The sequence below is a fragment of the Streptomyces sp. WELS2 genome (assembly GCF_013870595.1).
GTDB lineage: Bacteria > Actinomycetota > Actinomycetes > Streptomycetales > Streptomycetaceae > Streptomyces.
Map to the genome: position 1 here is coordinate 1 of NZ_JACBWZ010000484.1, position 4,784 is coordinate 4,784.

The 4,784-nt window shown below is 72.0% G+C and carries 6 protein-coding genes; 3 read left to right on the top strand and 3 right to left on the bottom strand.

What is annotated here, in order from left to right; genetic code table 11:
• The 3 genes from H5J33_RS23785 to H5J33_RS23795 form a co-directional block, all read left to right on the top strand.
• Positions 1 to 390 (top strand): WD40 repeat domain-containing protein (locus H5J33_RS23785; protein ID WP_220212682.1); only part of this gene is annotated, 390 nt, incomplete at its 5' end.
• A 53-nt stretch (positions 391 to 443) separates the two neighbouring features.
• Positions 444 to 1,475, top strand: a complete 1,032-nt coding sequence (locus H5J33_RS23790) for a phosphatidylinositol-specific phospholipase C domain-containing protein (RefSeq protein ID WP_181796937.1) — start codon at positions 444 to 446, stop codon at positions 1,473 to 1,475.
• A 37-nt stretch (positions 1,476 to 1,512) separates the two neighbouring features.
• The gene (locus H5J33_RS23795; protein WP_181796938.1) at positions 1,513 to 2,064 is read left to right on the top strand and encodes a GH25 family lysozyme; all 552 of its coding nucleotides are present in this window, start codon (positions 1,513 to 1,515) and stop codon (positions 2,062 to 2,064) included.
• A 26-nt stretch (positions 2,065 to 2,090) separates the two neighbouring features.
• Here the strand turns inward: H5J33_RS23795 and H5J33_RS23800 are convergent, their stop codons facing one another.
• From H5J33_RS23800 to H5J33_RS23810, 3 genes are all read right to left on the bottom strand, one after another.
• Positions 2,091 to 3,449: a lipase gene (locus tag H5J33_RS23800; RefSeq protein ID WP_258565345.1), complete on the bottom strand. Its 1,359-nt coding sequence runs from the start codon at positions 3,447 to 3,449 to the stop codon at positions 2,091 to 2,093.
• Positions 3,450 to 3,530: 81 nt separating this feature from the next.
• Positions 3,531 to 4,193, bottom strand: a complete 663-nt coding sequence (locus H5J33_RS23805; RefSeq protein ID WP_181796939.1) for an NADPH-dependent F420 reductase — start codon at positions 4,191 to 4,193, stop codon at positions 3,531 to 3,533.
• Between the two features lie 114 nt (positions 4,194 to 4,307).
• Positions 4,308 to 4,784, bottom strand: a 477-nt coding sequence (locus H5J33_RS23810) for a zinc-binding dehydrogenase (protein WP_181796940.1), incomplete at its 5' end; no start/stop codon positions are given.

Genomic DNA, 4,784 nt, shown 5'->3' on the forward strand with positions numbered 1-4,784 from the left:
ACCGCCCCGCACAAGTCGATGACCACCTTCCTGGTCGAGAAGGAGCCGGGCTTCGGGTGGGACGTGTCGGACCCCCGGCACCCCGAGGCGGCGGGTCCCGCCTTCCGCGGCCCGGGGGGGCGCACGACCGCGCTCGCCTTCAGTGCCGACGCCCGGCTGCTGGCGACCGTCGACTCCGCGCGGACCGTGCGGCTGTGGGACGTCACCGACCTCACGCGTCCGCGGCCGCTGGGGCGTCCGCTCGGTGACGCGCCCGAGCGCGTCACCGCGCTCGCCTTCAGCCCGGACGCCCGGCTGGTGGCCACCGTGGGGACCGACGGGACGGCCAGCCTGTGGCGGCGCTCGCCGGGTGCGGAGGCCGATGTTCCACCAGGGGCTACCGCGCGGTAACCGATCAGCCCTAGGCTGCCGCCAACTCGGCGTCGGCGAAAGGGAGTTCGGACATGCGTGGTGTGAGACGTCTGGTGGCGCTCGCGGGGGCCGCCGCGGTGCTGGCGGTGGCGCCGGTGAACGCCCACGCGGCGTCACCGAAGTTCTCCGCGACGACGGCCATCGGCACGCACAACGCGTACGAGAAGGACAAGTACCCGTACTTCGCACAGGCGTTGGACTCCGGTGCCTCGCTGCTGGAGCTGGACGTGTACGTCGACAGCATCAGCCACCGCTGGCGGGTCAGCCACAGCAACCCGCTGGGCAACGACAACAACTGCGAGGCCGCCAAGACGCCGAGCGAGCTGTACAGCAAGAGCCGTAACCAGGACCTCGGCGGCTGTCTGGACGACATGGCCGCCTGGAACCGGCTCCACCCCGACCATCCGCCGATCGTCGTCAAGGTGGAGATGAAGGTCGGCTTCAACGACAAGGCGGGCATGGGTCCGGACGAGTTCGACACGCTCGTCGCACAGAAGCTGGGCGGCGACGTATACAAACCGGCGGATCTGCTCGGCGGTACCTACGCGACGCCGGACGCGGCGGCGAAGGCGGACGCCTGGCCGGCCCGGGACTCGATGAGGGGCAAGTTCCTCTTCGACCTGATCCCCGGCACGGTGGAGCAGGCCAACCCGTTCGACAGCTACTGGACGGACGAGGAGTACGGCGACCACCTGCGCGACCTGTCCGCGGCCGGGAACATCTCCGCTGCCCAGGCCTTCCCCGCCGTGCTCGGCGCGGCGAACGGAGACCCGCGCACCAGCCGCTACGACGCCTCGATCCGGCCCTGGTTCGTGTTCTTCGACGGGGACGCGGCGACGTATGTCAACAACGGCTACGACACCTCGTTCTACTCCGCGAACCACTACATCCTGATCGCCACCGACGCCCACAACGTGTCCCCGGCGATCTCCTCCACCAACCCCACGGACGCCGAAGTCGCCGCCCGGCTCGCGCTGTTGGCCAAGGGCCATGCGAGCCTGATCACTTCGGACTGGTCGGCGAAGTCCGCGTCCGTACTCGGTTCGGTGACGACCCGGGGCTGAATGTTCCGGCCACGGGCGCACAGGGCACAACCCCTGCATGCTCCATGGCATCGACGTCAGCGCCTTCCAGTCCTCCTACGCCACGGACGGCCTCTCCTTCGTCTTCATCAAGGCGACGGAGGGCCGTTCGTACGTCAATCCCAGGCTCGCGGCCCAGACCAAGCGGGGCCGCGACGCGGGCCTGGTCGTCGGCTTCTACCACTTCCTGTGGCCGGGCCACATCACCGCCCAGGCCGAGTACTTCCTGCGGCACACCCCCGAACGCCCGGGCGACGTCCTCGCCGTCGACTGGGAGAACACCGGTGAGGGGACCCACGCGAGCAACGCGGAGAAGGACCGCTTCCTCCACAAGCTGAAGGAGATGCGGCCGGACAACCGGGTCGTGCTCTACTGCAACCGCCACTTCTGGCTGGACATCGACACCACGTCCTACGCCGGGGACGGGCTGTGGATCGCCGACTACGTCGCCGCGGGCAAGCCCCGGATCAAGGCCAAGTGGCGGTTCCACCAGTACACCAGCGAGCCCCACGACAAGAACGTGGCCCATTTCGCCGACAGGGGCGACCTGCGCGACTGGGCCACGCCCTGAGCCGTTCCTCCGGGTCCCCCGGGGCGTCAGCCGATGAACCGCACGTCCGGGTGGAGTGGGGAAGGGCCGTCCAGCAGCGGCCGGCGGCGGCCGCGCAGATGCCGGTCGAAGAAGGCGGTGAGGTAGGCCCGGCGGCTCGCGGTGAACCGTGCCGGGTCGACGGTACCGGTCATCCGGGCCGGCAGCCCTTGGGGCAGTGTGAGCCGCTCGGCGAGGCCGGGCAGGACGGTCTGGTAGTCGGTGAACGAGTTGTGCTCGGCCGCCTCCGTCCACAGATCACGCCTCCAGCCGGTGGAGTTCCGCCACATCGCCCGCCAGGACGGGGAGTGCTCATGGGTGTGCGGCAGCCTGCCTGACGGACCCGTGAACCACGCGCCCATCTGCAGGAACGGCCGGTCCAGTCCGGTACGGGCGACCGGCAGCAGGAGTGCGGGGTCGGACCAGTCGTAGCCGAGCGGCCCGTCGAGGTTGGCACCGGCACGGATACGGCGGTCCACGCGCATCGCCTCGGCGGTCGTCATCCCGCCCAGCGAATGCCCGAACATGCCGATGCGCGTGAGGTTCAGGGCCCGCCCGAGACCGCGCGGCAGCGGCCGCTTCCCGGCGTCGGGGTTGCCACCGCGGGCCAGCACGGCGAGCTGGTCGAGGACGAACGGGATGTCGGCGACCCGGACCTCCAGGACCGCCCTGGACTGCTCGGCGCCCCCCTCGATGGCACCGAGCCCGGGCGCGGGCTCGACGATACGGCCGTCGGGGAACTCGACGGCGTGCGCCTCGTGGACGGGGTCGATGGTGATCACCACGTAGCCGTGGCTCGCCAGCTCCTCCACGGCGGTGGTGTCGAGGGTGCGCTCGTTGTACATGCCCGGCGAGTACAACACCACGGTCAGCCGCCCGGCCCGGCACTCCGCGGCCACTCCGGCACGGGCGTGGGTGACGAACCCCGCCCAGTCGACGGCCCCCTCGCCGACCTGGAGGATCCTCGCCGCGCCCGCCCCGAACACCGAGGCCGCGCCCGCCCGCATGTAGGGCGCCCGGGGCCCGTCCTCCGCCGTGGCGCGGTCGGCCGGATACCAGACGCTCACCATGAGCTCCCGGAACCCCGACGCCGCCTCACCCGCCCACCAGGGGCCACGACGCGTCCGGTCCACCAGGTGCAGTTCGGTGACACCGACCGGACACGGCCCGGTGGGACGGGGGAGTTCGAGGCGTACGGGCCCGGCGGAGGCCGTCGGCGCGGCGGACGCGCGAGCGGCCGGGCCGAGAGCCGAGGCGGCACCCAGTACGGCCAGCGCACCGGTGCCGGTCAGCAGCCGCCGCCGGGTCATGGGTACGGCCGGAGAACCGGACGGGCCGGCGGGGTCCAAGGCGTTCCTGAATCGCATGACACGATCCTGGCCGCGGCCCGGGTCCGGAACCATGGGGCCAGCCGGATAGTGTCCGGCGCCCGTCCGGCCTAGGGCCTCCTAGTAACGGAGGTCCGCCGGGCGCTGCGGGGACGCTTCCCGCAGGGCCTCCCGTACCGCGTCCGCGCCGGCCCGCAGGCCGTAGACCGGGGTGTCCGGCTGCTGGCGCCAGGAGTCGTCGATGCCGCCGGCGTCGACCGTGTCGAAGCCGAGTTCGTCGATCAGGGCGCGCACCTTCGCCTTGGCGGCCTCGTCGTCCCCGGCGACGGGCAGCGCCATGCGGTCGGGATGACCGGCGGGCAGCGGGCGGTCCAGGATGTCCTGGGCGTAGGTGCCGTTGAACGCCTTGATCACGGGGTGGCCGAGGTGCTGCTCGACCCAGCGGCTCTCGGTCAGGCCCCCGTCCTCGATGGCGTCGATCCGGCCGTCGCGCTGCTTGGGGTAGTAGTTGTTCGTGTCGATCACCGCCACCCCGTCGGCCGCCCCGTCCAGCAGGCCCGCGGGGAGGCCCGGGACCGCCTTCAGGGGGACGGTGACGACGACGACCTCGGCACCCTCGGCCGCGTCCTCGGCGCGCACCGGGGTGGCGCCGGTCTCCTGCGCCAGGTCCTTCAGCGTCTCGGGGCCGCGGGAGTTGGCGACGGAGACGTCATGGCCGAGGGCGGTGAGCCGCCGGGTGAGGTTGCCGCCGATGTTGCCCGCGCCGATGATGCCGATCTTCATGGCCCACCTTCCGCCTTCAATGCACGTGCATGATTCTGTCGTGCCGGTCAACCACGGGGACGGCCGGCCTATTCCGGCCGCCGGGCCTCCGGGGACGCCGGCCGCCGGGTGCCCTCAGACCCGTACGACGATCTTGCCCGTGTGGGTGTTGGACTCCATCAGCCGGTGGGCGTCCGCCATGCGCTCCAGGCCGTCGAAGACCTCCCCGATCACCGGACGGAGGGAGCCGTCGGCCAGTCCCGAGGCGAGGTAGTGGACGGCGCGGTGGCGGCCTTCCGGGGTGCCCGTGAGGGAGAGGTTGCTGTAGCCGTGGACGGTCAGCGGCCACTGCGTGGGCAGTTCCGTGGGCCGCTCGGACAGCCATCCGTAGCTGATCAGCAGGGCGTCCTCGGCCGCCGCCGCGCCCAGTTCCCGCAGGTACGGCCCGCCGATCGCGTCCAGGACGAGGTCGGCGCCCCGGCCGCCGGTCAGCCGCCGGGTCTCCTTGGTCACCTCCTCGTGCCCGGTGACGATGACATGCTCGGCGCCGAGGTCGAGCAGCGCCTGCCGCTTGGCCTCGGTGCGGGTGGTGGCGATCGGCACCGCCCCGGC

Bases quoted from the DNA above. Each gene is read 5' to 3' on its own strand.
- H5J33_RS23790 (WP_181796937.1), top strand. From the start codon at position 444: ATGCGTGGTGTGAGACGTCTGGTGGCGCTCGCGGGGGCCGCCGCGGTG.
- H5J33_RS23795 (WP_181796938.1), top strand. From the start codon at position 1,513: ATGCTCCATGGCATCGACGTCAGCGCCTTCCAGTCCTCCTACGCCACG.
- H5J33_RS23800 (WP_258565345.1), bottom strand. From the start codon at position 3,449: ATGCGATTCAGGAACGCCTTGGACCCCGCCGGCCCGTCCGGTTCTCCG.
- H5J33_RS23805 (WP_181796939.1), bottom strand. From the start codon at position 4,193: ATGAAGATCGGCATCATCGGCGCGGGCAACATCGGCGGCAACCTCACC.